The sequence below is a fragment of the Pseudoduganella ginsengisoli genome (genome assembly GCF_009720865.1).
GTDB classification, from domain to species: domain Bacteria; phylum Pseudomonadota; class Gammaproteobacteria; order Burkholderiales; family Burkholderiaceae_D; genus Rugamonas; species Rugamonas ginsengisoli.
On record NZ_WNLA01000003.1, the window covers coordinates 138639 to 163290 of the forward strand.

General features: G+C 60.2%; 23 protein-coding genes. 9 read left to right on the forward strand and 14 right to left on the reverse strand.

Annotated elements, in window-relative coordinates:
- Positions 1 to 8: 8 nt before the first annotated feature.
- Entirely contained in the window at positions 9 to 1247 is a 1239-nt protein-coding gene (argJ, locus tag GM668_RS07110) for a bifunctional glutamate N-acetyltransferase/amino-acid acetyltransferase ArgJ (protein ID WP_155438259.1), read from the reverse strand.
- Positions 1248 to 1559: 312 nt separating this feature from the next.
- Between argJ and GM668_RS07115 the strand changes: the two genes are divergently transcribed.
- The 5 genes from GM668_RS07115 (at position 1560) to GM668_RS07135 (ending at position 7099) form a co-directional block, all read left to right on the forward strand.
- Positions 1560 to 2783, forward strand: a complete 1224-nt coding sequence (locus GM668_RS07115) for a hypothetical protein (RefSeq protein ID WP_155438260.1) — start codon at positions 1560 to 1562, stop codon at positions 2781 to 2783.
- Between the two features lie 20 nt (positions 2784 to 2803).
- A complete protein-coding gene (locus GM668_RS07120; protein WP_371868652.1) occupies positions 2804 to 3217 on the forward strand; it encodes a type 2 periplasmic-binding domain-containing protein in 414 nt (137 codons plus the stop codon).
- Between the two features lie 184 nt (positions 3218 to 3401).
- Entirely contained in the window at positions 3402 to 4622 is a 1221-nt protein-coding gene (locus tag GM668_RS07125; protein ID WP_155438261.1) for a porin family protein, read from the forward strand.
- A gap of 16 nt (positions 4623 to 4638) precedes the next feature.
- Complete coding sequence (locus GM668_RS07130; RefSeq protein WP_155438262.1) at positions 4639 to 5046, forward strand: type 2 periplasmic-binding domain-containing protein; 408 nt, start codon at positions 4639 to 4641, stop codon at positions 5044 to 5046.
- A gap of 82 nt (positions 5047 to 5128) precedes the next feature.
- Positions 5129 to 7099 carry an ATP-binding protein gene (locus tag GM668_RS07135; RefSeq protein WP_170305533.1) on the forward strand — a complete coding sequence of 657 codons (1971 nt, stop codon included), beginning with the start codon at positions 5129 to 5131 and terminating at the stop codon, positions 7097 to 7099.
- 4 nt (positions 7100 to 7103) lie between these two features.
- Here GM668_RS07135 and GM668_RS07140 read toward each other — a convergent pair whose 3' ends face one another.
- Positions 7104 to 7448 (reverse strand): Hpt domain-containing protein, encoded by a 345-nt coding sequence (locus GM668_RS07140; RefSeq protein WP_155438263.1) that lies wholly within the window; start codon positions 7446 to 7448, stop codon positions 7104 to 7106.
- Positions 7449 to 7457: 9 nt separating this feature from the next.
- Positions 7458 to 8090, reverse strand: coding sequence for a response regulator (locus GM668_RS07145; RefSeq protein WP_155438264.1), 633 nt, complete (start codon positions 8088 to 8090; stop codon positions 7458 to 7460).
- Between the two features lie 183 nt (positions 8091 to 8273).
- On the opposite strand from GM668_RS07145, the gene GM668_RS07150 reads away from it, so the two are divergent.
- Positions 8274 to 9170, forward strand: coding sequence for an HDOD domain-containing protein (locus GM668_RS07150; RefSeq protein WP_170305534.1), 897 nt, complete (start codon positions 8274 to 8276; stop codon positions 9168 to 9170).
- Between the two features lie 75 nt (positions 9171 to 9245).
- Here the strand turns inward: GM668_RS07150 and secA are convergent, their stop codons facing one another.
- The gene (secA, locus tag GM668_RS07155) at positions 9246 to 12017 is read right to left on the reverse strand and encodes a preprotein translocase subunit SecA (RefSeq protein WP_155438266.1); all 2772 of its coding nucleotides are present in this window, start codon (positions 12015 to 12017) and stop codon (positions 9246 to 9248) included.
- Between the two features lie 229 nt (positions 12018 to 12246).
- Between secA and GM668_RS07160 the strand changes: the two genes are divergently transcribed.
- Positions 12247 to 12729, forward strand: a complete 483-nt coding sequence (locus tag GM668_RS07160; RefSeq protein WP_155438267.1) for a DciA family protein — start codon at positions 12247 to 12249, stop codon at positions 12727 to 12729.
- On the opposite strand, the gene lpxC is transcribed toward GM668_RS07160, so the two are convergent.
- Positions 12730 to 13665 carry a UDP-3-O-acyl-N-acetylglucosamine deacetylase gene (lpxC, locus tag GM668_RS07165; protein ID WP_155438268.1) on the reverse strand — a complete coding sequence of 312 codons (936 nt, stop codon included), beginning with the start codon at positions 13663 to 13665 and terminating at the stop codon, positions 12730 to 12732.
- 54 nt (positions 13666 to 13719) lie between these two features.
- Positions 13720 to 14562: a DMT family transporter gene (locus GM668_RS07170; protein ID WP_155438269.1), complete on the reverse strand. Its 843-nt coding sequence runs from the start codon at positions 14560 to 14562 to the stop codon at positions 13720 to 13722.
- A 243-nt stretch (positions 14563 to 14805) separates the two neighbouring features.
- On the opposite strand from GM668_RS07170, the gene GM668_RS07175 reads away from it, so the two are divergent.
- Both GM668_RS07175 and GM668_RS07180 read left to right on the forward strand, forming a co-directional pair.
- Positions 14806 to 15261: a DUF2628 domain-containing protein gene (locus GM668_RS07175; protein ID WP_155438270.1), complete on the forward strand. Its 456-nt coding sequence runs from the start codon at positions 14806 to 14808 to the stop codon at positions 15259 to 15261.
- Between the two features lie 38 nt (positions 15262 to 15299).
- Positions 15300 to 15776 (forward strand): SET domain-containing protein, encoded by a 477-nt coding sequence (locus GM668_RS07180; RefSeq protein WP_155438271.1) that lies wholly within the window; start codon positions 15300 to 15302, stop codon positions 15774 to 15776.
- Between the two features lie 51 nt (positions 15777 to 15827).
- Here the strand turns inward: GM668_RS07180 and GM668_RS07185 are convergent, their stop codons facing one another.
- The 8 genes from GM668_RS07185 to ftsW form a co-directional block, all read right to left on the reverse strand.
- Positions 15828 to 16331: a peroxiredoxin gene (locus GM668_RS07185; protein ID WP_154375261.1), complete on the reverse strand. Its 504-nt coding sequence runs from the start codon at positions 16329 to 16331 to the stop codon at positions 15828 to 15830.
- A 183-nt stretch (positions 16332 to 16514) separates the two neighbouring features.
- On the reverse strand, positions 16515 to 17726 hold the full coding sequence (gene ftsZ / locus GM668_RS07190) for a cell division protein FtsZ (protein ID WP_155438272.1): 1212 nt from the start codon (positions 17724 to 17726) through the stop codon (positions 16515 to 16517).
- A gap of 191 nt (positions 17727 to 17917) precedes the next feature.
- Positions 17918 to 19150 (reverse strand): cell division protein FtsA, encoded by a 1233-nt coding sequence (gene ftsA / locus GM668_RS07195; RefSeq protein WP_155438273.1) that lies wholly within the window; start codon positions 19148 to 19150, stop codon positions 17918 to 17920.
- Between the two features lie 31 nt (positions 19151 to 19181).
- On the reverse strand, positions 19182 to 19952 hold the full coding sequence (locus tag GM668_RS07200; RefSeq protein ID WP_170305535.1) for a cell division protein FtsQ/DivIB: 771 nt from the start codon (positions 19950 to 19952) through the stop codon (positions 19182 to 19184).
- Positions 19953 to 19958: 6 nt separating this feature from the next.
- Positions 19959 to 20963 carry a D-alanine--D-alanine ligase gene (locus tag GM668_RS07205; RefSeq protein WP_371868653.1) on the reverse strand — a complete coding sequence of 335 codons (1005 nt, stop codon included), beginning with the start codon at positions 20961 to 20963 and terminating at the stop codon, positions 19959 to 19961.
- A 2-nt stretch (positions 20964 to 20965) separates the two neighbouring features.
- The gene (murC, locus tag GM668_RS07210) at positions 20966 to 22369 is read right to left on the reverse strand and encodes a UDP-N-acetylmuramate--L-alanine ligase (RefSeq protein WP_170305536.1); all 1404 of its coding nucleotides are present in this window, start codon (positions 22367 to 22369) and stop codon (positions 20966 to 20968) included.
- A gap of 3 nt (positions 22370 to 22372) precedes the next feature.
- On the reverse strand, positions 22373 to 23443 hold the full coding sequence (murG, locus tag GM668_RS07215) for an undecaprenyldiphospho-muramoylpentapeptide beta-N-acetylglucosaminyltransferase (protein ID WP_155438275.1): 1071 nt from the start codon (positions 23441 to 23443) through the stop codon (positions 22373 to 22375).
- Positions 23440 to 24651 (reverse strand): putative lipid II flippase FtsW, encoded by a 1212-nt coding sequence (gene ftsW, locus GM668_RS07220; RefSeq protein ID WP_155438276.1) that lies wholly within the window; start codon positions 24649 to 24651, stop codon positions 23440 to 23442. Before ftsW ends, murG begins: the two co-directional genes overlap by 4 nt.
- Position 24652 lies beyond the last annotated feature (1 nt).

Consider the following 24652-nt stretch of genomic DNA (forward strand, 5'->3'; position numbering starts at 1 on the left):
CTGCCATATCAGGAACGGTAATCCGCGTTGATGCTGACATAGTCGTGCGACAGGTCGCACGTGTACACGGTGGCCTTCGCCGCGCCGCGCGCCAGTTTCACGCGCACGGTGATTTCACTTTGCTTCATCACGCGCTGGCCATCTTCTTCCTTGTAGTCCGGATTGCGGCCGCCATCTTTCGCGACCCACACATCGTCGAGGTACAGGTTGATCTTCGACACGTCCAGGTCATCCACGCCCGCATAGCCAATCGCGGCCAGGATGCGGCCCAGGTTAGGGTCCGATGCGAAGAACGCGGTTTTCACCAGCGGCGAGTGGGCAATCGAATACGCGATCTTGCGGCACTCTTCCATCGACGCGCCATCTTCCACTGTAATCGTCATGAACTTGGTGGCGCCTTCGCCATCGCGCACAATCGCCTGCGCCAGGAACACGGACAGTTCCGTGACAGCCGCCGCCAGCGCCTTGTATTCCGGCGAATCCACGGAATCGACCACCAGCGTGCCGGCGCCCGTTGCCACCAGCATGAACGAGTCATTGGTCGACGTGTCGCCATCGATGGAAATGCAGTTGAACGACTGGTCTGCCGCATGCTTGACCAGCACGTCCAGCACCGGCTGCGCGACTTTCGCGTCAAACGCCAGGTAGCCCAGCATGGTCGCCATATTCGGCTTGATCATGCCAGCGCCTTTGGAAATGCCCGTCAGCGTGACTTTGTGGCCCGCGATGTCCACCGTGCGCGAACCGGCTTTGGGCTGCGTGTCGGTGGTCATGATGGCTTCCGCCGCGTTGTACCAGTTGTCCGCCGCCAGGCCGGCTACTGCCGTTGGCAAGCCTGCCGCAATCTTCGCGACTGGCAGCGGCTCCAGGATCACGCCGGTGGAAAACGGCAGGATTTGCTGTGCATCGCAGCCCAGCAGGGTCGCCAATTCAGCGCACACTTGCTGCGCATTGGCCAGGCCGGCTTCGCCGGTACCGGCGTTGGCGTTGCCCGTGTTGACCACCAGCGCGCGGATCGGCTTGCCGCCGGCTTGCGCGGCGGCCAGGTTGGCCTTGGAAATCTGTACCGGCGCCGCACAGAAGCGGTTCAGCGTAAAGACGCCGGACACCGTGGCGCCATCGGCCAGGCGCATGACCAGCACATCCTTGCGGTTCGGCTTCTTGATGCCGGCTTCAGCAAAGCCGATCTCGATGCCTGCAACGGGCTTCAGGTCGGCTGCGACCGGGAGGGGGGAATTGACGGCCATGGGCGGGTTCCTCTGAGTGGAAAGATGGAAAAGCCGACATTGTAATGCCTGATGCGCGCTGCTGCCGCGATTGGCGTCGGATCCCGCGCCACCACCATGTCCTTATTTTATTTTTGCCATTTCAATACGGAGTTTCCACAAAAAATATCAAAATATTCATGAAATGAGGTGAAAAATGCCACAAAAATTAGAACTATCGTTCAGTTTTTAGACCGAATGGTTTAACCGGAACGCAAATTCCAATAAGGTTACGTCGCGCACGGCACCCGCGCGTGTCCGTACCACCCATAAATAAAAAACGAGAGCACACACATGAAAAAACAACTGTTAGTAGCAGCTATCCTCGCGGCACTGGGATTCCAGGCGCAAGCTGGATCGCTGGGTGACGGCAACCTCAGCATCAGTGGTTTCGGCACCCTGGCGGCAGCCAAGAGCGATAACGATACGGTGCAATTCACCCGTTACAACCAGGCCGTCGGCGTCAAGAAAACCCCGCGCATCGGCCTCGACTCCAACCTGGGCCTGCAGGCAACGTACCAGGTCAATGACTGGCTGTCCGGCACCGCCCAGGTGCTGACCCGCAAGAACACCAGCCCGGAATTCACCACCGACCTGACCTGGGGTTTCCTCAAGGCGAAGATCAACGATGAAGTCAACGTGCGCGTGGGCCGCGTGGTCATGCCGGCATTCCTGATTTCCGACTACCAGAACGTCGGCTATGCCAACACCATGATGCGTCCGCCGATTGAACTGTACGGCCAGGCCCCGCTGGAAAACATGGATGGCGCCGACGTCAATTACCAGCACGCATTTGGCGACACCAACGTGACCGCGCAAGCCTTTATCGGCACCGCGCGCGGCAAGCTGGTCGTGACCACGGCTGGCGGCGTACTGGCGCATTACCGCGCCCCGGTGGCCGGCGCCAGCGTGACGATCGAACGCGGCCCGCTGACGTTCCGCCTTGGCCATGCCTCGGCCAATATGCACAGCAGCGACCTGACTCCGATCAACAACCTGGCCGCCACCTTGAAAACCGTGGGCTTCGCGCAACTGGGTGAAGACCTCGGCCTGGTGCCAGGCAAGCGCATGACGTTCACGTCCGTGGGCGCCACGCTGGACTGGAACAACGTGCTGGTGCAAACGGAATATGCCCAGCGCCGCGCCAAGGAACCTGTGTACATCCCGCAAACCAATGCATGGTACGTAATGGGCGGCTACCGCTTCGGCAAAGTGCTGCCGTACTACGCGCACGCCGCATCGGAAGGCGCGGGCTCGAAAGTCACCGTGCCGGCCACGCTGGGACGCGTGCCCGCACTGGCCGCATTGAATGCGGGTGTGAACAACTTGCTGACGGCCGCCGAGCAATCGTCCGACCTGGTCGGCGTGCGCTGGGACTTCGCCAAGTCAGTGGCGCTGAAAGTGCAGGTGGACCGCGTCAAGCCGAAAGTCAAATCCGGCGCCCTGACGGTCCCGGCGGGCTACACCCAGAAAGACAGCGTGACCGTCGTGGCCGCTGGCGTCGATTTCGTCTTCTAAGCTAAGGTGAGGTAATTCACATGCAAATCAAACACTTGATGGGTATTCTTGCCGCCGCTGCGCTGGCGTCCGCTACCCTGCCCGCCGCCGCTGAAACCGTGGTGATCGTCAGCCAGAAGAACCCGGCGACCCGCATGTTTGCGGAACAGGCATCCCAGTTCTTCCTGGGCAAATCCAACATGTTCACGCCGATCGACCAGGCCGAAGGTTCGCACATCCGCAACGAGTTTTATCAAAAGCTCACGGACAAGGATGCCGCCCAGGTGAAAGCGCTGTGGTCCAAGCTGGTGTTTACCGGCAAGGCCACGCCGCCGAAGGAGTACAAATCCAACGCCGAAGTGAAAAAAGCGGTGGCCGAAGATCCGAAAGCCATTGGCTACATCGATAAGTCCGCAGTGGATGACACGGTGAAAGTCATCCTGACCTTGCCATAACTGTAAGTCACAGAAATTGCCACAACGTCCGGCCCTGCGCCGGACGTTGTCGTTTAGGACAACAATTCGTTGAGGAAATACCACATAGGCGCATCTCGCCCATAAGTTTCCTATGTGCATGACAAAAACTCCGCTAAGGTGGCAGGCGTGCTATTTGGTGTAATGACTTACTTTTGGGGATGGGATGAAACGACTGACACTGGCAACTTCCGTATTGGCTGCACTGATGGCCTTACCGCACGCGCAGGCGGCGATCGTCGATGACGGCAAACTCAGCATTAGCGGCTTCGGCACCATTGGCGTGGCGAAGAGCAATACCGACAAAGCGCAATTTGTGCGCTACAACCAGGCTGAAGGTGTTGCCGATGGCTGGCGCCTGGGCCTGGACACCAACCTGGGTTTGCAGACCACCTACCAATTCACGGACCAGTTGTCCGCCACCGCGCAAGTCTTGACGCGCCAAAATACCAGCCCGACCTTCACGACAGACTTGACGTGGGCATTCGTCAAATACCGCGCCACCGATGAAGTCAACGTACGCGTGGGCCGCGTGCAATTGCCGACCTTCCTGATTTCCGATTACCAGAACGTCGGCTATGCCAACACGATGATGCGCCCGCCAGTGGAACTGTATGCGCAAGTGCCGCTGGAATCCATCGATGGCGCCGACGTCAACTGGCAGCATGCGTTTGGCGACACCAACGTCACCGTGCAAGCCGTGGTGGGCACGTCGTCCGGCAAGCTGTTCCTGCCGACCACCACGTCCGTCGCGAAATACCGCGCACCGGCCGCAGGCATCAGCATCGCGGCGGAACATGGCCCGGTCACCTTGCGCTATGCGCACATGCAAACCACGCTGCACAGCGATGACATCGTGCCGATCAACAGCCTGACCGCCACCTTGGCCGCGGTCGGCTTCAAGCAGCTGGCGGCCGACTTCGGCGTCACGGGCAGCGGCAAGAAAATGAAATTCGACGCGGTCGGCCTGACGATGGACTGGAACAACATCGTGCTGCAGGGCGAATTCGGCGCCCGCCGCGCCATTGACCCGGTCTACATCCCGCAAACGGATGCGTGGTACCTGATGGGCGCTTACCGCGTGGGCAAATTCCTGCCGTACTATGCGCACGCGTCCGTCAAGGGCGCCAGCACGAAGATCAGCCTGCCGGCCGGCTTCCCTGCCAGCGGCGCACTGTCAACCGCCGTGCGCGGCTTGCTGCAGGCATCGGAGCAGGATTCCGACCAGATCGGCGTGCGCTGGAACTTTGCCAGCTCCGCTGCGCTGAAATTCCAGGTCGACCGCGTCAAGCCGAAGACCAAGACGGGGACGCTGATTTACGGTCCGGCCACCGGGTTGAAAGATTCGGTGACGGTGGTGGGCGCCAGCCTGGATTATGTGTTTTGACCGGCGGAGGTGACATATGAACAAACTGCTAGCCAGCCTCGCCGTTGCCGGCGCTGTCTTGTCCGCCGCGCCGGCACGGGCGGAAACCGTCGTGATCGTCAGCCAGAAGAATCCTGCCACCCGCATGTTTGCGGAACAGGCATCGCAATTCTTCCTCGGCAAATCCAACATGTTCACGCCGGTCGACCAGGCGGAAGGCTCCGGCATCCGCAATGACTTTTACCAGAAGCTGGTGGACAAGGATGCGGCCCAGGTGAAAGCCATCTGGTCCAAGCTGGTATTTACCGGCAAGGCCACGCCACCGAAGGAATACAAATCCAATACGGACGTGAGGAAAGCCGTGGCGGAGGATCCGAAGGCAATCGGCTATATCGACAAGTCGGCGGTTGACGACAGCGTGAAAGTGATATTGACGCTGCAGTAATCCGCTACTGGCAACTCTTTGTACATCAGGTATATTGCTGGCTTCGCGGGGCGGCTGGCGTCCCGTTTGCAAGGAGTTCCAGGTGAGTCTGTCACTGCGCGCGAAATTCGTCGTCTTGAGTGCCGTTGTCCAGGCGGTGGTGGTCGCGCTTTTGATTGGCAACAGCCTGCGCCTGATGGACCAGGCAGTCAACCGCAACGCCGTGCGGGTCGCCCACGAATATGCGGTGACGCTGAACCTGACGCTGAGCCCTTACGCCAACTCGGGCCGCCTGGGGGAATTGTCCAATTACTGGACTGAAATGCTGTCCGACCCGCAGGACAGCTACCTGCGCTACATCGTCATCCTTGACGGGCACGAACGGCCCGTCACCACGGCCGGTCAGCGCCCCGCTGAATTGCCGGCCATTTTGCGCAATGGCGGCGGCGAAGGGTTCAACAGTGTCCGCACATGGCAGCAAGGCGATACCCTGCATGCGCGCGCCCCCATCCTGCTGAAAGATAACAAGGTGGGATCGCTGAACTTTGGCTTGTCCACCAGTGAACTGGCCAAGGCGCGCGATGAAGTGGTGCTGCAGTCGGGCTTGATTTCGCTGGCCGGACTGGGGCTGGGCATCTTGCTGTTCTATATGTTCTCGCAAGGCATAGGGCGGCGCCTGCGCACGTTGACGGCGCAGGCGGAAACCATGTTCAAGAGTACCTTTGGCCGCCCGCTGCCCGACACGGCAGGCGATGAAATCGAAGTGTATGCCCGCTCGCTCAATACCATGGGCACGGCGCTGCGCGAACGGCTGCAGCAGCTGGAAGCGTCGGAATTGCGGCTGTCCGAATCGGAAGCCCGCTTCAAGGCCCTGTTCGACATGACACCCGTGCCACTGACCGTGACGGACCGCAGCGGCCGCATCATCGGCGCCAACCAGGCGCTGTCGCGCGTGTTTGGCTATGGCCCGGAACAAATGATCGGCCGCCGTTCCAATGAATTCAAATTCTGGTCCGATCCCAGCGAGCGCGACCGCCTGTGGCAACTGTATATGCGCGACGGCGCCGTGTATGGCGAAATCGCGGGCATCGTGCTGAAGGATGGCAGTCCCGGCAAAGTAGCGATCTGGTCTTCCACTTTCACGCTGGGCGGCGCGGACGCCATCATTTGGGCGCTGCTGGATTTGACGGCGGAAGTCAAAGCCAAGCAGGATTTGGAAGACTTGAATGCATCGCTGGAAACCCGCGTGCGCGAACGTTCGGCCGACCTGGAAAGTGCGCTGGAAACCCTGCAGCAAACCCAGCACGATTTGATTGCATCGGAAAAAATGGCGTCGCTGGGCTCCCTCGTGGCCGGCATTGCCCATGAATTGAATACGCCGATCGGCAACAGCCTGCTGGCGTCCACCGCGCTGGCGGACAAGGTCAATGCGTTTGAAGCGCAACTGTCGGGCGGCACGTTGCGGCGCACGGCGCTGACATCGTATTCCGATGAAGTGCGGATGGCGTCCAGCCTGATTTCCAGCTCGCTGCAAAAGGCCGCCAACCTGATTGCGTCATTCAAGCAAATTGCCGTCGACCAGACCAACGACCAGCGCCGCACGTTCAATTTGCTGTCGGCGGTGCTCGATACCACCGCCACCTACACGCCGCGCCTGAAGCGGGCCAATTGCGACACGGCGTACCACGTGCCGCCGTCGCTGGAACTGGATTCGTATCCGGGCAGTTTTTACCAGATTTTCACAAATTTGCTGAACAATGCGCTGGCCCACGCGTTCGAAGGGCGCGACCACGGCGCCATTACCATCTCGGCGCAGGAACTCGATGGCGCCATGGTGGAAATCACGTTTGCCGATGACGGCATCGGCATGGCGGAAGACGTGCGCCGCCACGTTTTCGATCCGTTCTTCACAACGAAGATGGGACATGGCGGCACGGGGCTGGGCATGAATATCGTGTACAACATCGTGACCGGCGTGCTGGGCGGCCGGATTGCCGTGGAATCATCCCCGGGTGCGGGCGCCGCCGTGCGCATCACGGTGCCGAAAAGTTCACCGGCGAAGTACAGCCAGTAGGATGCTAGTCCGATGCGCTGTGGCGGACTTCCTCTTCCACCAGCGCAAACAGGCGCGCCACTTCCTTGCAGGCCAGCGGCAGCACGGCCTGCTCGCCTTGCTGCGCAAAGCGTTCCAGCGCCCGCAGCATCTCGCCCAGTTCAGTGGCGCCCACCAGCATCACGCTGGTTTTCAACGTGTGGCACAGCCGCGCAGCCAGCACGCAATCGCCGCCGGCCAGTGCCTGCTGCAATTGCACGTGCAACGGGGGTGTCGTGGCCAGGTAAATGCGGGCCAGGTCGCGATAGCCGGCCGCGTCGCCGCCGACGGTGGCCAGCAGCTGGGACGGGTCGATGTGCTGGTAGGCCATGGAACAGGTTCAGGCGGTGCGGCGCAAACGCTTGCGCACAGTGTGTGCACAGCAGGCGCGCACATAGCCGCGCAATTCGTCGAAATTCACGGGTTTCGGGAAGAACACGACGCCATCGGGCACGCCGCCCCGCTGTTCCAGCGCATCGGGTTCCAGCGATGACACGATGGCGACATTCATGTCCGCCAGCTCCGGATAGCCAAAGATGGTCTTGATGACTTCATAGCCATCGATGCCTTCCATCACGATGTCGGCCAACAAGATATCCGGCTGCGAGCGGGCAATTTCAATCAGCGCCTGGTAGCCGTTTTCACAAAAACGCACGGCGATCGGCAATCCCCACTGCGCCAGCTGGCGCTCGAACAAGGCGCGCTGCATGGCGTTGTCTTCAATCACCAGCACGGAAACGGGTGCATGGACATCAGGGACCGGCACAGTAGCCGGCGCGGCAGCGGCGCGGGCAATGCCCGACTGGGGCGCAGCTTTATAGGCATGCACAGCGGCCAACGGAATGCGCCGGTGGCCGCCTTTGGTCTTCCAGGCTTCAATGACGCCAGCTTCCACCAACTGTTGCACTGAAGAAACCGAGATACCCAGCAATTCCGCTGCTTTTTGTGTCGTGCATACCTCGTCTGCCGCCATTGCCATCCTCTGTATTAAGAACACTACCGCTGTTTCGCGGTTTTGATAGAAAAAACAAATTAATCAGATTTACTTGAATTTTAAAAAAATTCGATAAAATTGATCCATAGCATTTCTGCATAACCCATTATGAACCTGAATTGGCTGGGCGGCAAAGCTGCAGCCAGTGTCCGGAGATCCGCCATGGATGATTTGATTGATTTCGCTGAATTAAAGGCCGCCGGCCTGGTGCCCACGCCAACGCGGGAAACGCTGGAACTGATGCAATTAAGCCAATGCGGCGATGAAGATCCCGCCCCACTGCTGGCCCGCATAGCCGCCACGCCGGCGCTCGATTATGCGCTGCGGATGCTGTCCGGCCCGGATGCCGCGTTGCCTGCCGCGCTGCGGCACGTCGGTACCTTCGCCACGTCGCAACTGGCGTTGGCGCTGGATTTGCTGCAGCAACACCGCCGCGGCCCTTGTGCGGACTTCAATTACCTGCGCCACTGGTCGCACTCGTTTGCCATGGCTTGCGCGGCGCAGGCGCTGACGTCGGAAATGCCGGTCGCGTCCGGACCGGAACTGTTTTGCCAGGGGCTGCTGGCCGATATCGGCAGCCTGGGGCTGGCTTGCGCACGGCCCCGCTCGTATGCACGGCTGTTGCGCGAAAGCCGCGAAGCGCCGGCATCGGCCTTGCTGCGCCGTGAATCGGCGCTGTATGGCTACAGCCACTTGTCGATGGGCGCCGCGCTGTTGCGCAGCTGGCGCATGGGCCACACGTTTTCCGACGCCGTGCTGTGCCAGGAAGCGCCGCACATGGCGGCCGACCGCGACACGCGCCACCTGGCGCGGCTGCTGCAGCTGGCAGCATGCATGGCGGATCTGTATCTGGCGCAGCCAGGCGAACGCAAAGCGCTGGTGGCGGAAATGGCCGCTACCAGCAGCCGCCTGCAGCTCGACACGCGCGTGCTGCTTGATATTGTCGATGAAGCCAACGCCAATTGGCGCCAGTGGTGCAATGCGTTCGAGCTGCAAGAGCACTTGCCGCCGGCGATGCAGGCCCCCCACGCCATGGCGGTCCCGGCCCTGACCGTCTAACCTAGCCGTACAACATTTTGGGGCCAGGCCCCGAAATGTCGATTAAAAAGAAACCGGGGCAAGCCCCGGTTTCTTTTATGCCAGCTTGCCGTGGCAAGCCTTGTACTTCTTGCCGCTGCCGCATGGGCAGGGGTCGTTACGGCCGGTTTTCACGCCCAGGCTCAGTTGCGCTTCGATTTCCGTCGATGCGCCATTCAAGCCGGAAGTTGGCGCCAGCAATTCTTCCGGCGCCGCATCCGGGTTGAAGTCAGCGTGCTGGTAACGCACGTTTTCCACGTGCGCCGCCTGCATGGCTGCTTCCGCCGCATCGATTTCTTCGCGGGTCTGGATACGCACCGTCATCACGAGGCGCACCACTTCGTTCTTGATCAAGTCCAGCATGGTGCCGAACAGTTCGAACGCTTCGCGCTTGTATTCCTGCTTCGGATTCTTTTGCGCATAGCCGCGCAGGTGGATACCCTGGCGCAGGTGGTCCAGCGCCGCCAGGTGTTCACGCCAGTGGCTGTCCACGCTTTGCAGCATGACGTTACGCTCGAAGCCGCCGAACGATTCCTTGCCAACCACGTCGACTTTCGCCTGGTACACGGCATCGGCCGCCGCCAGTACTTTTTCCACGATGTCGTCGTCGGTCAGGTTCGGGTCGCTGGCCAGCAAGCCTTTCAAGTCGACCTGCACCATCCATTCATTGGCCAGCGCATTTTCCAGTCCCGCCAGGTCCCACTGTTCTTCGACGGATTCCGCCGGCACGTATTCACGCACGACGTCCGTGAACAAGCCCTGGCGCAGCGACGCGATCATTTCGGAAATGTCGGTCGCTTCCAGCAATTCGTTACGCTGCTGATAAATCACTTTACGCTGGTCGTTGGCGACGTCGTCATATTCCAGCAACTGCTTACGGATATCGAAGTTGCGCGCTTCAACCTTGCGCTGCGCGGATTCAATTGAACGCGACACGATGCCTGCTTCGATCGGTTCGCCTTCCGGCATCTTCAGGCGGTCCATGACGGCGCGTACGCGGTCGCCTGCGAAGATGCGCAGCAATGGATCATCCAGCGACAGATAGAAGCGCGACGAACCCGGGTCGCCCTGGCGCGCGGCGCGGCCGCGCAGCTGGTTGTCGACACGGCGGGATTCATGGCGCTCGGTACCGACAATGTGCAGGCCGCCGGCTGCCACGACTTTCTCGTGCAATGCTTTCCAGCCGTCGCGCAGCGCCTGCGCCTGCGCTGCCTTGTCCGCATCGGACAATTCCGGATTGGCTTCAATGAACTGGATTTGCTTTTCAACGTTACCGCCCAGCACGATGTCGGTACCACGGCCCGCCATGTTGGTGGCGATCGTGATGGCTTGCGGACGGCCTGCCTGGGCAATGATTTCCGCTTCGCGGGCGTGCTGTTTCGCATTCAGCACGTTGTGCGGCAAACCAGCCTGGGTCAGGATATTGGACAGCAATTCCGAGTTTTCAATCGACGTCGTGCCCACCAGGACGGGCTGGCCGCGCTCATAGCAGTCGCGGATGTCGAGCAGCATCGCATTGTATTTTTCCTGGTTGGTCTTGTAGACCTGGTCCTGGCGGTCTTTACGCTGCGATGGGCGGTTCGGCGGGATCACAACGGTTTCCAGGCCATAAATTTCCTGGAATTCGTACGCTTCGGTATCGGCCGTACCCGTCATGCCGGCCAGCTTGCCGTACATACGGAAGTAATTCTGGAACGTGATCGACGCCAGCGTCTGGTTCTCGTTCTGGATCTTGACGCCTTCCTTGGCTTCCACCGCCTGGTGCAAGCCGTCGGACCAGCGGCGGCCCGTCATCAAACGGCCCGTGAATTCGTCAACGATCACCACTTCATTGTTTTGCACCACATAGTGCTGGTCTTTGAAGTACAGCGCATGGGCGCGCAGCGCCGCATACAGGTGGTGCACCAGCGTGATGTTGGCGGAGTCGTACAGCGACGCGCCTTCCGGCAGCAGGCCCATCTTGACCAGGATGCCCTCGGCCTTTTCGTGGCCGGCTTCCGTCAACAGCACCTGGTGCGACTTTTCATCCTTCGTGTAATCGCCCGGCACTTCGATCTTGCCTTTGCCGTCCGGCGTTTCTTCGCCCACTTGCAAGGTCAGCAGCTTCGGCACTTCATTGATCTTGTAGTACAGGTCGGTATGATTTTCCGCCTGGCCGGAAATGATCAGCGGGGTACGGGCTTCGTCAATCAGGATCGAGTCCACTTCATCGACGATGCCGAAGTTCAGCGCGCGCTGCACGCGGTCGCGGGCTTCGAACACCATGTTGTCGCGCAGGTAGTCGAAACCGAATTCATTGTTGGTGCCGTACGTGATGTCGGCAGCGTACGCCGCCTGCTTGGTGGCGTGGTCCATTTGCGACAGGTTGATGCCGGTGGTCAGTCCCAGCCAGCCATACAGCTTGCCCATCGTGTCCGCATCGCGCTGCGCCAGGTAATCATTGACGGTCACGATGTGCACGCCTTTGCCGGACAGCGCATTCAGGTAGGCCGGCAAGGTCGCGGTCAGCGTTTTACCTTCGCCGGTGCCCATTTCAGCGATTTTGCCGTAGTGCAGAACCATGCCGCCGATCAGCTGCACGTCGAAGTGGCGCATCTTGAAAACGCGCTTGGATGCTTCGCGGCAGACGGCAAACGCTTCCGGCAGCAGTGCGTCCAGCGACTCGCCGTTGGCGATGCGCGCTTTGAAAGCGGGGGTTTTAGCTTGCAGCTCGGCATCCGACAGCTTTTCCATGGCCGGCTCGAGTGCATTGATCTCGCGTACCGTTTTTTGATATTGCTTGAGCAGTCGCTGGTTGCGGCTGCCGAAAATCTGGGTCAGTAAGGACATTGGATTAGTTAACTTGGGCCGTTAAAAGAGCTATCGTGTATATATACGCAGTGTTTTGCAGCTTGCCAGGGGCAAAAGACCGGTGATTTTATCATGCCGTTTGAGACACATCGGGCCATAATGCCGCCACTTGGGGGCGGTAAGCATTTTAACAATAGGACACGTGGATAAAATGCCCGTGGCGTGTGCTGCTTAATCCACAAGTTCGGCATGTGTTAAGGTTGCGCCCATGCGTTTTACGAATTCCTACATCAAGTCACGCGACCCGGTGGAAGCCACCAACTTCCTGAGGCGGGACAACAGGCTGGCCGCCCTGCTGCCCGCAGTGGAGCGCATGGCATCTTTACAACAAGATTGCGCCGCCGTCCTGCCTGCCATGTTCAGCCATTGCGAAGTGCTGGCCTTTGAACAGGGGGTGTTGCTGCTGTCCGCCCCCAATACGGCGCTGGCCGCCAAGCTGAAACAGCAGACCCCGAAATTACAGGAAGCGCTGCTGAAGCGGGGGTGGCAAATTAACAACATCAAGCTGCGCGTGCAGATGATGAAGGCGGCGGACATCAAGCCGGAACCGGTGTCGCTGTCGTTGTCGCCGGCTGCCGTGGAAGCGTTTGACACGCTGAGCCAGACCTTGGAACAGAATAAACAAAATGCGCCGCTGATCGCGGCGCTGAAGAACATGGTACAAAAACGGCGGGAACGGCCGGATTATTAGTCAGTTGGGTTCCCACTCGTGCGTCATTTGGCGCACATACGATTCCGGCGCGCTGTCCAGGCTGTCGTAGGTGACGATTTCATACGCATCCGGGTGTTTCAGCAATTCGCGCAACAGCAAATTGTTCATCGCATGGCCGGATTTGTGCGCTTCATAGCTGGCCACCAGCGGGTGTCCGACCAGATACAAGTCGCCGATCGCGTCGAGGATCTTGTGGCGCACGAATTCATCGTCGTAGCGCAGGCCGTCCGCATTCAAGATGCGGTATTCGTCCATGACAATCGCATTTTCCAGCGAACCACCGCGCGCCAGGCCAATGCCGCGCAACATTTCCACGTCCTGCATAAAGCCAAACGTGCGGGCGCGCGCAATGGCTTGCACATAGGTGACGTCGCCGAAATCCACGGAGGCGTATTGCGCCGTGCCGTCGACTGCCGGGTGGTTAAATTCAATAAAGAAGTCCAGCTTGAAGCCGTCATGCGGCGATAGCCGGGCCCATTTTTCATTGGCGCCTTTGCCGTCGCGCACTTCGACTGGCTTGATGACGCGGATGAATTTCTTCGCAGCGTCCTGCTCCTGTACACCGGCCTGCTGCAGCAGGTAAACAAACGATGACGCGGAACCATCCATGATGGGGATTTCTTCAGCACTGACGTCGATGTACAGATTGTCAATACCGAGGCCGGCGCAGGCCGACATCAAGTGTTCGACCGTCGATACGCGGGCGCCATCCTGGATCAGCACGGACGCCATGCGGGTATCGCCCACGGCCATGGCGCTGGCAGGGAACACGACGACGGGATCCAGGTCCACGCGGCGGAACACGATGCCCGTGCCGGCGGCAGCCGGATGCAAGGTCAGCACGACTTTCGTGCCGGAATGCAACCCGACACCCGTGGTCGTGACTTTTTCTTTGATAGTGCGTTGTTTTAACATCCTAAAATTATAGCGAAGTTGGCGGCAGAGCGTTCCGGACGCCAAATTCGCCCATTATGGATGCTCCGCTTCCGCATGCACGGCTTCGCGCCGCACCAGATAAATGCCGCTGGCAATAATGATGGCCGCGCCAACCAGCGTATAAGCATCCGGCAGCGTCTTCCATAACAGCCAGTCAATTGCCACGCCCCACGCCAGTGCTGAATATTCAAACGGCGCCACTGTCGATGCCTTGCCGCGGCTGAACGCCACGGTAATCGCCAGCTGGCCCAGGAAGCCCGTGACCGCCAGCGCCACGATCACCAGCCAGTCTTGCCGGCGGATCGGCACCCATTGGTCCTGCACGAAAATCAGCGAACCAATCGCCATCATCACCAGCAGCCAGAACATGATGTGTTCATTGGCATCCGTGCGGCTCAAAATGCGGCTGGCGATGGCCGATACGGCATAGCAGGCCGCCGAGCCCAGTACCGCCAATCCCGCCACGGAAATAAAGCTGGTCCCTTCCGGCCGCAGCACCACCAGCACGCCGATCAAGCCCACGATGATGGCGCCCCACTGCCGGCCATCGACTTTTTCCTTGAGAATGAATACGGACAGCGCCGTGATCAGCGCCGGCGCGATAAAGAAGATCGCATACGTGTCGGCCAGCGGCAGGAATTTCAATGCATACGCAAACGACGTCAGCATGCCGATACCCAGCACGCCGCGCAGCAATTGCAGCGGCCAGCGGATGTTGAAAATGCCGCCAAATTTGCCGCGATAGCCGATGTACGCGCACACCAGCGGCAGTGAAGACAGGGAACGCAGTGCCGTCACTTGCATGGCCGGGTAGGTTGCCGACAGCACTTTCATGGCCGTGTCCATCAGCGAGAACATGGCCACTGCGGTGAGCATGGCGTAAATGCTGCGCAGGTTGTCTTTCGGGGAAGTCAGGATAGCTCCTTGCTGAAACAGAGCATTTGATTATAGCAACGCGATGCAAACGTTGCCGATGCCCCCGGCACGCGCTACCCCATGGACAGCCCCCCTCCCTACCCGGCACTACGCGCACTATTTTCACGCCACTGTGACAAAGCGTGGATTTTCATGCCCTCCCGCCCCGCTATCATTCCGTAAACACTTTTTTCGAGGAACGATATGCCGTTTTGCCAGCATTGCGGCTCGCAGGCTTCCGACACGACGGACTTCTGCTACAACTGCGGCGCCGATGTCACGGCAGCCGCGCTTGCCCTGCCCGCCATTTCCGATGCATGGCGCACCCGCTTTGCCTTGCTGCACAAGGCTGGCGGCGCCGCCATGCCGCAGTCGATCGCACTCTCCATGGCAGAGCGTGCCGTCGTGCGTTTTAATGTGCTGGCCTTCGTGCTGGGGCCCATCTATTACGTGGCCATGGGCATGTGGAAAAAAGCCGTCACGCTGGGCCTGTTGGCCCTCGCACTGATCGGCGTCATACAGATGCTGCTGGCAGCGCTGAATCTGTCGCACAGCGGCTTGGCCGCGATGGCGTATCTGATCTTGCCCGTGACCTACGCCGCACGCGCCAATATCGATTACTTCACACGCATCGTGTTGCACGACGATAGCTGGCTGTAACGACTGACAGTCGCACGGCGATGTTGGTAAGATGGGGGATGCATACACCTCTTTACATCGTCAAAGAATCCCCCGTCCACGGCCGCGGCGTATTTGCCCGCGAACCCATCGCAGCGGGCGAACGCATCATTGAATACACGGGCGAAATCATCACCAGCGATGAATCCTCGCGCCGCGCCGAGGCGTCCGGCGGCCCCATCAATCACACGTTCTTTTTCAGCCTGGCTGACGGCAACTTGATCGATGGCGGCAGCAACGGCAACGATGCCCGCTTCATCAACCATTCATGCGATCCGAATTGCGAAGCGTATGAAGAAGATGGCCGCGTATTTATCCACGCGCTGCGCGATATAAAAAAGGGCGAGGAACTCAACTACAACTACGCGCTGATTTACGAAGCGCGCCACACGCCTGCCATCAAGAAAGCGTTTGCATGCTATTGCGGCGCCCCCAATTGCACAGGCGTGATGCTGGCGCCGAAAAAACGCAGCCGCAAAAAAGCTTCGGCAGAATGACAAACGGCGCCTGAATGCAGGCGCCGTTTTGCTTTTAAAGCGGATCAGCGATTACAGCTGGCCCAGCAAGGTTTCAGCGTTCGATTTTTCGAACTTGCCGCCTTCTTCAATGTTCAGCTGCTTGACCACGCCGTCTTCCACCAGCATGGAGTAGCGCTGCGAGCGGGTGCCCATGCCGAACTTCGAGAAGTCCGCATCCAGGCCCAGGGCTTTCGAGTAGGTGGCGTTGCCGTCAGCCATCATGCGGACAATGCCGGTGGCTTTCTGGTCGCGGCCCCATGCGCCCATGACGAACGCGTCATTCACGGAGATGCACCAGATTTCATCCACGCCTTTGGCTTTCAGCGCTTCAGCGTTTTTCACGTAGCCAGGCACGTGCTGTGCCGAGCAAGTTGGAGTGTAAGCGCCTGGCAGCGCGAAGATAGCAATCTTCTTGCCTTTGACCAGGTCTTCCACTTTGAAGGTATTCGGGCCGAGGGAGCAGCCTTCGGTTTCGGTTTCGATGAATTCGGACAGGGTGCCTTCCGGCAGTTTGTCGCCAATCTTGATGGTCATTTCAGTGACTCCTCTTTAGTTTATTGAAAAAAAAGCCGCGCAAGCGCGCGGCATGCCCCGGCACAGACCCGCAAGTATGCCAGAGGTTTAACAAAAACGTTGGGAGCAGTCAAAAACGCGCGGCGGGTTGCGGCATGGAGTTACCGCACCCGTCCGCCAGACTTTCTACATCAGCCGGCGCAGTTAGTCCGCCTGTTTGCGCAGGAACGCCGGAATGTCATACGTTTCCATGCCATTCTTTTCCATCGCGCGTACCTGCTCGGATGCGGACTCGCGGCGCCATACTGCCGGCGCTTTCATGCCGTCCAGTGCAGAACCGCCGCCGCTGATGCCGCCACCCATGGTGACAGTACCGGTGGCTGCCGCGCCGCCCAGCGATGCCGATGGCATCAAAGGACCGGTGCCGGTACGCAGCGCAGGCTGCTGAACCAGTTGCACGTGTTTCTTGGCTTTGCCCAGGCCGGTTGCCACCACGGTCACGCGGATCGTGTCGCCCATGGATTCGTCGTAAGCGATACCTTGTGCAATCGACGCATCCGGTGCGGCAAACGCGCGCACGGCTGCCATGACTTCCTTGATTTCCTTACCCTTCAAGCCACGCGAAGCCGTCACGTTGACCAGCACGCCGCGCGCGCCGGACAGGTCGACGCCATCGAGCAGCGGCGAAGCGACAGCCTGCTCGGCAGCGATGCGGGCGCGGTCCACGCCGGACGCCGTTGCCGTACCCATCATGGCCTTGCCCTGCTCGCCCATGATGGTCTTCACGTCGTTGAAGTCCACGTTGATGTGGCCTGGCACGTTGATGATCTCGGCGATACCCGCCACCGCGTTGTTCAACACGTCATCGGCGTGCTGGAACCACTCGATCAGCGATTCATCTTCGTAAATCTCTTCTAGCTTTTCGTTCAGGATAACGATCAGCGAGTCGACGTTGGCAGCCAGCTGCTCCAGTCCTTCTTCGGCGATATCCATGCACTTCTGGCCTTCGTGCGAGAACGGCTTCGACACCACGGCCACCGTCAGCGCGCCCTGTGCTTTCGCCACTTCGGCCACGATTGGCGCCGCGCCGGTGCCGGTACCGCCGCCCATGCCGGCAGCGATGAACACCATGTGCGCACCGCGCAGCGCGTCCTCGATACGGCCGCGCGAATCTTCGGCCAGCTTGCGGCCCACGTCCGGCTTCATACCGGCGCCCAGGCCGGTGTCGCCGATCTGGATAATGTTGTCAGCCTTCGATGCCGACAGCGCCTGCGCGTCCGTGTTGGCGGCGATGAATTCAACGCCGCTCATGCCCTTGTTGATCATGTGCTGGACTGCGTTGCCGCCAGCGCCGCCGACGCCGACGACCTTGATGACAGTACCCAGTGATGCGTTATCGACCATATCGAACTCCATGATGTGCTCCTGATTGATGCCTTTTGCCGCGCCGCCAGTCTCTACGGCCTGCGCGGGCAAACTGCGATGTTATATAAAAAATCTGTCCGTTTTTGGAATTTCTTTTTGCTGCTGCTTTTTTTAGAACTGCTGCACTATGCTTTGTTACGCGCTTACCACAATCTTTGCTGCCAACACCGCCACACGGCGGCTTAGAAGTTCCCGAGGAACCATTCCTTCATCCGCTGCCACACTGCTTTCACCGATCCATCCTGGCTGGTCACGATATGGCCGCGCATATACTGTTTTTTCGCTTCCAGCAGCAGGCCCAGTACCGTTGCGTAGCGCGGGCTGCGCACCACGTCGGCCAACTGGCCCCGGTAATCCGGCGTGCCGAGGCGCGCCGGTTTCAGGAAAATGTCTTCCGCCATTTCCACCATGCCCGGCATGATGGACGTGCCGCCCGTCAGCACGATGCCCGACGACAGCACGCCTTCGTAGCCGGATTCGCGCACCACCTGGTGCACCATGGCGAACAGTTCTTCCACGCGCGGCTCGATCACGGCAGCCAGCGCCTGGCGCGACAGGTTGCGCGGGCCGCGGTCGCCCAGGCCCGGCACTTCCAGGTGTTCGCCCGGATCAGCCAGCACTTGCTTGGCCACGCCATAGCGGATCTTGATTTCTTCCGCTTCCGACGTCGGCGTGCGCAGCGCCATCGCGATGTCATTGGTAATCTGGTCGCCGGCAATAGGAATGACTGCGGTATGGCGGATCGCGCCATCCGAGAACACTGCCACGTCCGTGGTGCCGCCGCCGATATCGATCAGCACCACGCCCAGTTCTTTTTCGTCCGGGGTCAGCACGGCGTCGGCCGACGCCATCGGCTGCAAGATCAAATCCGACACTTCCAGGCCGCAGCGGCGCACGCACTTGACGATGTTTTGCACCGCGCTGACGGCGCCGGTGACGATGTGCACTTTGACTTCCAGGCGGATGCCGCTCATGCCGATCGGCTCGCGCACATCTTCCTGGCTGTCGACGATGAATTCCTGCGGCACCGTATGCAGCAATTGCTGGTCGGTCGGGATATTAACCGCCTTCGCTGTTTCAATGACGCGCGCCACGTCCTGGCTGGTGACTTCCTTGTCCTTGATGGCCACCATGCCGCTGGAATTGAAGCTGCGGATATGGCTGCCCGCAATGCCCGCATACACATTGCGGATCTTGCAGTCGGCCATCAGCTCCGCCTCTTCCAGCGCGCGCTGGATCGATTCCACGGTGGCTTCGATGTTCACCACCACGCCTTTTTTCAGGCCCCTGGATTCGTGCTGCCCCAGCCCGATCACTTCGTGGCGTCCATCGCCCATCACTTCAGCCACGACCGCCACCACCTTGGAGGTGCCGATATCGAGGCCGACGATCAGGTTTTTCGCGTCTTTTGTCATCTCTGTTTGCCTGTATGCTTGCTATATTTTCTTAACGCTTGGCTTTGCCTTCCGGCGGTATTTTTAATCCTTGTGCACTCAGTGCCAGGCCATTCTGGTAACGCATGTCGATGGTTTCGATATTCGGCACCCGCGCTTCCAGCTGTGGCCAGATCCGCACCAGCCGGTCGACCCGCTCTTTCAGCATGGTCTTCGACTGTTCCCGCCCCAGTTCCACACTGACGCCGTTATCGAGCTTGACGGTCCATGCATAGCGGCCCGACAAATCCAATCCTTCCGGCACCAGCTTGGCGGGGGCGAACCATTTTTTTAATTCAGCGAAGCGTTCCAGCACTTCGCGCTCGCTGCCTTCCGGCCCGGAAAACGCCGGCATTTCATCCAGGTCTTCTTCCGCTTCCGCCAGGTTGGCCGTGAACACATCGCCCTTGACCGACAGCAGCCGCCCGTCTTCTCCCCACGTGCCCATCGCTTCATGCTCTTCCAGCGCCACGATCAACTGGTCCGGCCATTCGCGCCGCACGCTGGCGCGGCGCACCCACGGCACGGATTCAAACGCCTGGCGCACGGTATCGAGGTTGGCCGTAAAGAAGTTGCCCTGGATACGGCCCTGCGTCCCGTTGCGCAGCGTCAGGTGGTTCACGTGGCGCAATTCCGCCTGGTCCGCCGTTTCAATGCGGATCGTGCGCAAGTCAAACATCGGACGCTGCGACACCCACCACACGCCGGAAGCCGCGCACGCGAGCGCCACCGCGGCGTACAGGCCGGATGCCGTTGCGTTCAGGGCTTTCACGTCATGCCACACTCTTCATTACCCCTTGCTTGTCACAGTTGCTTTGCTTCCTATCTTCAGCCGCGCCGTGCGCAGGATTTCCACGCACAAGTCTTCATAGCTGACGCCAGCCGCGCGCGCCGCCATCGGCACCAGTGAGTGGCCCGTCATGCCTGGCGACGTATTGACTTCCAGCAGGAATGGGCGGTTGTCCGAAGCGCGCAGCAGCACGTCCACGCGGCCCCACCCTTCACAACCGACTGCGCGGTATGCCGCCACGGCGATGCGCTGCATTTCAGCAGTGATGGCGGCATCCAGCGGCGCCGGGCAGAAATATTGGGTATCGTCCGTGAAGTACTTGTTCTGGTAGTCGTAATTGCCTTCCGGCGCAACGATTTCCACGATCGGCAGCGCGCGGGCATTCGCGCCCGAGCCCAGCACGGCCACGGTGAATTCACGGCCCGTGACGAATTCTTCAGCCAGCACGGAATCGTCCAGCGCTGCCGCTGCGTCATACGCAGCCTGCAAGCCCGAGCTTTCCGTCACTTTGGTGATGCCGATGGTCGAGCCTTCATGCGGCGGCTTGACGATCAATGGCAAGCCCAGGTCGGCCGCGACCTTGTTCAAATCCGACTGTGCGTTCAGCACCGCGTATGCCGGCGTCGGCAAGCCTTCCGCCAGCCACAGGATTTTCGTCGTGATCTTGTCCATGCCGACCGAACTGGCCATGACGCCGCTGCCCGTGTAGGGAATGCCCAGCAATTCCAGCGCGCCCTGCAGGCTGCCGTCTTCGCCATAGCGGCCATGCAGCGCGATGAACACGCGGTCGAATTGCTCAGCGGCCAGTTCAGCCAGCGAACGCTGGCCCGGATCGAATGCATGCGCATCGATGCCCTTGGCTTTCAAGGCGGCCAGTACGCCGCTGCCGGACATGTTCGACACTTCCGCCTCAGCGGAACGGCCGCCAAACAATACGCCGACCTTGCCGAACGCTTTCGCGTCTTCAGCGGACAAAGGAGTAACAGGAGTCGTTGCAGCAGTCACGTTCAAGCCTTCTGGTAAGTCGTCAGTTTGTTGGGTACGCCGCTGATGGACCCTGCGCCCATCGTCAGCACCACGTCGCCATCGCGCACCACGTTCATGATGGTTTCCGGCATGTCGGCAATGTTTTCAACGAACACCGGTTCCACCTTGCCGCGGGCGCGGATCGCATGCGCCAGCGAACGGCCGTCAGCAGCCACGATCGGCGCTTCGCCTGCCGCATAAACGTCGCCCAAGACCAGCACGTCGACAGAACTCAGCACGCGGGCAAAATCTTCAAAGCAGTCGCGGGTGCGGGTATAGCGGTGCGGCTGGAACGCCAGCACGAGGCGGCGGCCCGGATACGCGGCGCGCGCGGCAGCCACGGTGACTTCCGTTTCCACCGGGTGGTGGCCGAAATCATCGACCAGCGCGAATTTTCCACCATCCTTGCCGCCACCCGGGATGGCGACTTCGCCATAGCGGGTAAAGCGGCGGCCCACGCCGGCAAAACCGGCCAGGCCGGCCTGCGTGGCGGCATCCTCGACGCCGATTTCACGGGCAATGGCGATCGCGGAACATGCGTTTTGCACGTTGTGCATACCCGGCTGGTTCAGCACCACGTCCAGGTCTGGATAGCCTTCCTGCAGCACAGTAAAGCGCATCGTGACGCCATCGGCGCGCGCATTGATGGCGCGCACTTCCGCATCTTCATGGAAGCCGTACGTGGTAATCGGCTTGCTGATGAACGGGATGATGGAACGCACGTGCGGGTCATCGATGCACAGCATTGCGCGGCCATAGAATGGCAGGCAATTGGTGAATTGCACGAACGCCTGCTTCAGCTTTTCGAAATCGTGGCCATAGGTTTCCATATGGTCCGCATCGATGTTCGTGATCACTTCGATCATCGGCGACAAGTTCAGGAACGATGCATCCGATTCATCCGCTTCGGCCACCAGGTATTCACCCGTGCCCAGTTTCGCATTGGCCCCGGCTGCCGTCAGGCGCCCGCCAATCACGAACGTCGGATCCAGTCCGCCCTGCGCCAGCACGGACGCCACCAGGCTGGTGGTGGTGGTCTTGCCGTGCGTGCCTGCAATCGCAATCCCCCGCTTCAGGCGCATCAATTCGCCCAGCATGACGGCGCGCGGCACGATAGGAATCTTGCGGGCGCGGGCAGCAATGACTTCCGGGTTGTCTTCCTTGACGGCGGTGGACGTCACGACGGCATCCGCATTGCCGATATAGTCGGCAGCGTGCCCCTGGTGCACGACAGCGCCCATATCCGACAGGCGCTGCGTAACGGCGTTCGAACCCAGGTCCGAGCCGGACACGTTGTAACCCAGCGTCAGCAGCACTTCCGCGATGCCGCTCATGCCGCTGCCGCCGATACCGACGAAGTGAATGTTTTTAACCTTGTGCTTCACGTTTTACTTTCCAAACTTTTCTAGTACGTTGGCAATCGCATCGTTTGCGTCGCGTTTTCCAGCATTTCTCGCCGCGGTGGCCATGGCCAGGCACGCACTGCGGGTCAGTGTTTCCAGCAAAGCCGCCAGGCTTTGCGCAGTCAATTCAGTTTGCGGCATGTGGATCGCTGCATTTTGTTTTGCCATCCATTGCGCGTTGTCGCGCTGGTGGCTGGTGGTCGACGCCACCAGCGGCACCAGCACGCTGGCTACACCGGCCGCCGTCAATTCCGACACGGTGATGGCGCCCGCGCGGCAAATCACCACGTCCGCGTCCGCATAAGCGCGCGCCATGTCGTCGATGAACGGCACGACGTTCGCACTGACACCGGCGTTCGCATAGCCCGCCTGCAGCGCATCGATATTCGCCTTGCCCGACTGGTGCGTCACGATGGGACGCTGGCCTTCAGGGATCAGCGCCAGTGCCGCCGGCAGCGCTTCATTCAGCGCCCGCGCACCGAGGCTGCCGCCCACCACTAGTACCCGCAGCGGGCCGGTGCGGCCTGCATAGCGCTGTTCTGGCGCCGGCGTATCAATGATTTCCTTGCGCACGGGATTGCCCGTGACGGCTGCCTTGCCTGCCGCGCTGCCGAAATCCGCTGGGAAGCCGAAGCACACTTGCTTGGCCATTGGCGCCAAGGTCTTGTTTGACAACAGCAGCGCCGCATCGGCATTGACCAGAACCAGCGGCACGCCACGCAGGCGGGACATCAAGCCGCCCGGTACCGTCACGTAGCCGCCCATGCCCAGCACCACATCGGGGCGGCGCGCGCCCAGGTAGCCAAAGCAGTCGGCAAACGCCTTGACCATGCGGAACACGCCGGTAACCGTGTGCTTCAAGCCCTTGCCGCGCAAGCCGGAAAAGTGGATCGCGTCCATCGCAATGCCGTGCTTCGGCACCAGGTCTTGTTCCATGCCGTGCGACGTGCCCAGCCAGCTGACATCCCAGCCGCGCGCGCGCATGGTCTGCGCAATCGCCAGACCCGGGAAAATGTGGCCGCCGGTGCCGGCCGCCATGATCATCAAACGTTTCATACTCTGCCACCCCGCATCAAGACCCGGTTCTCGTAATCGATCCGCAACAGAATCGCGAGTCCGACGCAGTTAATCACAATGCCCGTGCCGCCATAGCTCATCAGCGGCAACGTCAAGCCCTTGGTGGGCAGCAAGCCCAGGTTCACGCCCATGTTGATGAAAGTTTGCACGCCCAGCCACAGGCCGATACCTTTTGCCACCAGTCCGGCAAAGGTCTGGTCAATCGCAATGGCCTGGCGGCCGATATCAAAAGCGCGCTTGATCAGCCAATAGAACATGGCCACGACGATCAGCACGCCGGCCAGGCCCAGTTCCTCGCCAATCACGGCCATCAAGAAGTCCGTATGCGCTTCCGGCAGGTAGTGCAGTTTTTCCAGGCTGCCGCCCAGGCCGACGCCAAAGAATTCGCCGCGGCCAAAGGCAATCAGCGAGTGCGTCAGCTGGTAAGCCTTGTCTTGCGCATTGCCCTCTTCCCACGGATTCAGGTATGCAAACAGGCGGGCGCGCCGGAATGGCGACAGCAAAATAATCGTCACGAAAATCGTCACCAGCATGGCGCCAATGCCGCCGAACCAGATTGCATTGATCCCGCCCAGGAACAGGATGCCCATCGCGATACACACGATCACGCCGAACGCGCCCAGGTCGGGTTCCAGCAGCAACAGCATGCCGACAAAGCCCACGGCCAGCGCCATCGGCATAAAGCCCTTGGTCAGCTTATGCATGTATTCCTGCTTGCGCACCGTGTAGTCGGCCGCGTACAGCACCATCACGACTTTCATTAATTCCGATGGCTGGAAGTTGAATACTTTCAGCGTAATCCACCGTTTGCCGCCATTGACGACAACGCCGAGGCCGGGAATAAACACCAGCATCAGCAACACCAGGGTGGCAATGAACAGATAGGGCGCCGTGCGCTGCCACGTGGCGACGGGAATCCGGAACGTAAACAGCGCGGCCAGCATGGCAATCGCGATGAAGATCGCCTGGCGCATCAGGAAGTAATTATTCTTGTACGCCGCATATTTCGGCGAATCCGGCAGCGCAATCGATGCCGAATACACCATCACCATCCCCAGCAGCATCAGGATGAGCACCACCCAGACCAGCAACTGGTCGTACTCCATCATCTTCGACGGACGCGCGCGGCTATCGATCGCCGTCGAACCGGAAGATGAACCGAAGCGGAATGGTAACTGGAACGCCATG

Bases quoted from the DNA above. Each gene is read 5' to 3' on its own strand.
- argJ (WP_155438259.1), bottom strand. From the start codon at position 1,247: ATGGCCGTCAATTCCCCCCTCCCGGTCGCAGCCGACCTGAAGCCCGTT.
- GM668_RS07115 (WP_155438260.1), top strand. From the start codon at position 1,560: ATGAAAAAACAACTGTTAGTAGCAGCTATCCTCGCGGCACTGGGATTC.
- GM668_RS07120 (WP_371868652.1), top strand. From the start codon at position 2,804: ATGCAAATCAAACACTTGATGGGTATTCTTGCCGCCGCTGCGCTGGCG.
- GM668_RS07125 (WP_155438261.1), top strand. From the start codon at position 3,402: ATGAAACGACTGACACTGGCAACTTCCGTATTGGCTGCACTGATGGCC.
- GM668_RS07130 (WP_155438262.1), top strand. From the start codon at position 4,639: ATGAACAAACTGCTAGCCAGCCTCGCCGTTGCCGGCGCTGTCTTGTCC.
- GM668_RS07140 (WP_155438263.1), bottom strand. From the start codon at position 7,448: ATGGCCTACCAGCACATCGACCCGTCCCAGCTGCTGGCCACCGTCGGC.
- GM668_RS07145 (WP_155438264.1), bottom strand. From the start codon at position 8,090: ATGGCGGCAGACGAGGTATGCACGACACAAAAAGCAGCGGAATTGCTG.
- GM668_RS07150 (WP_170305534.1), top strand. From the start codon at position 8,274: ATGGATGATTTGATTGATTTCGCTGAATTAAAGGCCGCCGGCCTGGTG.
- secA (WP_155438266.1), bottom strand. From the start codon at position 12,017: ATGTCCTTACTGACCCAGATTTTCGGCAGCCGCAACCAGCGACTGCTC.
- GM668_RS07160 (WP_155438267.1), top strand. From the start codon at position 12,247: ATGCGTTTTACGAATTCCTACATCAAGTCACGCGACCCGGTGGAAGCC.
- lpxC (WP_155438268.1), bottom strand. From the start codon at position 13,665: ATGTTAAAACAACGCACTATCAAAGAAAAAGTCACGACCACGGGTGTC.
- GM668_RS07170 (WP_155438269.1), bottom strand. From the start codon at position 14,562: ATGCTCACCGCAGTGGCCATGTTCTCGCTGATGGACACGGCCATGAAA.
- GM668_RS07175 (WP_155438270.1), top strand. From the start codon at position 14,806: ATGCCGTTTTGCCAGCATTGCGGCTCGCAGGCTTCCGACACGACGGAC.
- GM668_RS07180 (WP_155438271.1), top strand. From the start codon at position 15,300: ATGCATACACCTCTTTACATCGTCAAAGAATCCCCCGTCCACGGCCGC.
- GM668_RS07185 (WP_154375261.1), bottom strand. From the start codon at position 16,331: ATGACCATCAAGATTGGCGACAAACTGCCGGAAGGCACCCTGTCCGAA.
- ftsZ (WP_155438272.1), bottom strand. From the start codon at position 17,726: ATGGAGTTCGATATGGTCGATAACGCATCACTGGGTACTGTCATCAAG.
- ftsA (WP_155438273.1), bottom strand. From the start codon at position 19,150: ATGACAAAAGACGCGAAAAACCTGATCGTCGGCCTCGATATCGGCACC.
- murG (WP_155438275.1), bottom strand. From the start codon at position 23,443: ATGAAACGTTTGATGATCATGGCGGCCGGCACCGGCGGCCACATTTTC.
- ftsW (WP_155438276.1), bottom strand. From the start codon at position 24,651: ATGGCGTTCCAGTTACCATTCCGCTTCGGTTCATCTTCCGGTTCGACG.